This is a genomic window from Viridibacillus soli (assembly GCF_016612995.1).
Taxonomy (GTDB): Bacteria; Bacillota; Bacilli; order Bacillales_A; family Planococcaceae; genus Viridibacillus; species Viridibacillus soli.
In genome coordinates, this window is sequence record NZ_JAEOAH010000072.1 from 1 (window position 1) to 2,899 (window position 2,899).

Annotated in this window: 2 protein-coding genes; both read right to left on the minus strand. The window is 31.6% G+C overall.

Going from position 1 to position 2,899, the window contains the following annotated elements; genetic code table 11:
• Positions 1-238 precede the first annotated feature (238 nt).
• A complete protein-coding gene (locus JFL43_RS21930; protein WP_200750690.1) occupies positions 239-1,279 on the minus strand; it encodes a YdcF family protein in 1,041 nt (346 codons plus the stop codon).
• Positions 1,280-2,120: 841 nt separating this feature from the next.
• On the minus strand, positions 2,121-2,624 hold the full coding sequence (locus JFL43_RS21935; RefSeq protein ID WP_325166728.1) for an ImmA/IrrE family metallo-endopeptidase: 504 nt from the start codon (positions 2,622-2,624) through the stop codon (positions 2,121-2,123).
• Positions 2,625-2,899: the final 275 nt, after the last annotated feature.

Genomic DNA, 2,899 nt, shown 5'->3' on the forward strand with positions numbered 1-2,899 from the left:
ACCTACAAATCAGCCGATATTTAAGGGCTTCTTTATGGAAACCAGCCTACATCTGGCTTCGAAAAATCGAAGGCAAAGCCGTTCCATAAAACGCAAACTGTCGATGTCGCACACGTATGATTGTAAATAAAAACCATATGGATGGAGCGACCTTTATTGAAGTGTTCACTTTTTGGGCTCTCAACCGCAATAATAAAAGAATGAATTTTCTGTAAATATACATGCAACACTAGTGACTTTATAAGAATAAATAGTTTAATACGGTTGCTAAGATTGATAAACAACTAATAACTCCTATTACAATAGCATGACGCATTCGATTCATAATAAGAACAGCGATATATTCTCGGATCATAGCATTTGGCCAATAATAGAAAGCTGTTTTTGAGCCGATTCCTTGGCTGGTTAATCCTGCTTGTCTAGCATATAATCCAGCACGGAAAAGATGGAAATTGTTCGTTGTAAAAATACTTTTGTAATTCTTTCCTTTTAATGATTCCATAATTTTTTTTGAAAAAAGCATATTCTGATACGTATTCACAGAACGATCTTCTTTCATCGTGTGTCCGACAGGAATACCTTTTTCTACAGCATACATTTGCATAGCTTCGGCTTCAGGAAGGTTTTCATCCTGTCCTTGTCCCCCGGAAAAAATGATTGTAGGTGGAGATGCGACTGCCGCTTGCTTCCAATAAAAGTCTATAGCCTTATTGATTCTACTAGCTAAAAGTGGTGGCACTTTATCATTTATTAAGCCACTACCAAGTACAATGATGAAATCTTGATTGTATCTGGGTCTATTGAATTGATAAAGAAAATAGGCTGTCAAAAAATTAGATAAGTTTACAAATAAATATAAAACAATTAAAGACATTCCTTGGTAAAGTGGCTGGAGTTCAGCAGAAAAGAATCGAGACGGATCGACTATGGAAATTATCATCCATAACAAAAGACAAATACCAAAAATAAGAGTTAAATAATTAGAAAAACGTCGTCCCTCTTTTCTCATTAGAATCCGTGCGTTTAGAAACATTCCTATCATTAAGGCGAATAAGCCAAAAGTTAACATAAAGACAACAATAATAACAATGATGCCACTAATAATTGGTAAATATTGACCGTTTAAGTTTAATGCTAAACATATGCATAGAATACCAAATGAACAAAAAAATAAATTAAATAGAAAGCCATTGATTATCCTTCTAGGGTCAGTTAAATAAAAGAATAGAAAAATGGCTAGTAAAGTAATTGTAATAGTGGTAATAATGCCGAGAACCATAAATTTTGTACACCTCAATTTTTTTTGACCGATTGTAAAGGTAGAGTATTTTTTTATTGCGTATGAATAAACGTTGATTGAGATTGAAAGTGTGCAGAACGAAATGTAATAAGATTAAGCAGTTGAAAATAAAAGATAAAAAAACAAGACGATTGAAAATTATGCCATGTTCAAAATTAAACTGTAATAGAATAAGCAATAGTGTTTGCATGGTTCAATAAGGATAATCTTTTCGCATTCGTCTTTTACTCTAAAATGCAGTAACCATTTCCCTATGTCTTTGAGACTGTAAAGTTGAAGTTGAATAAAATAGAAGACACCATAATAAAATGACTAGTCAATCCAAAGAGCAGGAAAACGACGTGTCATATGCACTGGTTTGTTTGCAAAATCGATTTTTTTATCTATCGATATATTTGTAAGAAATATAAAAATAGTGGTACAGCCATATATCCTGCAACTCTATCAAGAGTGTTTAACATTAAATCATCAGCATCAAAAAAATATTACATTTATTATTATACTAAACATTATATTCTTTGGTATATCTTTGATTTATCTGTTTTTATTAATAATGGCAATTCATCTAATATGCTGACCAATTAACTCTGCAATCTTTCTTTTCTCCAATAAAAACTCCTCTTCCCATGCATTTTTGTATATTGGAAAAGTTCTTGATTAGCAATCAAATCGTGCGTGGGCGGTCTTTTGGATAGCACAGAGGAAATTGTGAAAGCGACATTATCATTTTGTACAGTGCCTAACAAAATTTTATAATCATAGAAATAAAATCATAAATCGCACCTAAGCTATAATTCAATTTTCTTTAATTTCAAGAAAATTATCTGTAGCTCATTTTAAGAGAGTCTGAAACATCTAGATACTTCGTTAAATAACTTTCCAATCTTTTTTTGGCAAAGTTTTCTTCAACATTAAAGGTATCTTGAATTATGCGAATGGCTTGGTAATAGTCATTTGGTAACTTAATTTGCTGAAGCATAAAAGTCGGGATAGCAGTATGTAAGGAAAAATTATTTGCTTTGTACTCCTGATATTCACGAAATAAAGGAGCGAGATTCATTTGATCTCCTTTATGTAAAAGCACATGACATAATTCATGGCAGAAATCCTGCCAATGCTGCTGAGGTGATAATTGATTATTTAAGAATATATAACTTGTTTGACCAAAGAACAACGACTGGCTGGAATTGGGCCAGTAAAAGACTTGTATATGTAGTTCTTTGGCAATTTGTAATATGTTTAAGTCAATTGGATGTTGAACATTTAATTTTGTATAGAAGGTTTTAACAAAGTCTTCAAGGTGACTATAGGAATATGTATTCACGACTTTCATCCTTTCAATAATGGAACGTGTGTTCTAAAAATAGTATAAATCAAAATGTCGTTCATTGGAAGTATGTCTTTTAAATACAAAATCTTCTATTTATAATGTATAGGAAATGTAGTTACATAAGACATTATGATAAAAGTACTCTTAAAGGACTGTATTAATAAATACCTCTTTAAAGAAAAAATACAAGTAGATATTAATGGAATTAGAAAAAGACTCCAGTATTATACGAGGCCACTGAAAAAGTCCTCAAAGATATTTCAAAGCGA

Bases quoted from the DNA above. Each gene is read 5' to 3' on its own strand.
- JFL43_RS21930 (WP_200750690.1), bottom strand. From the start codon at position 1,279: ATGGTTCTCGGCATTATTACCACTATTACAATTACTTTACTAGCCATT.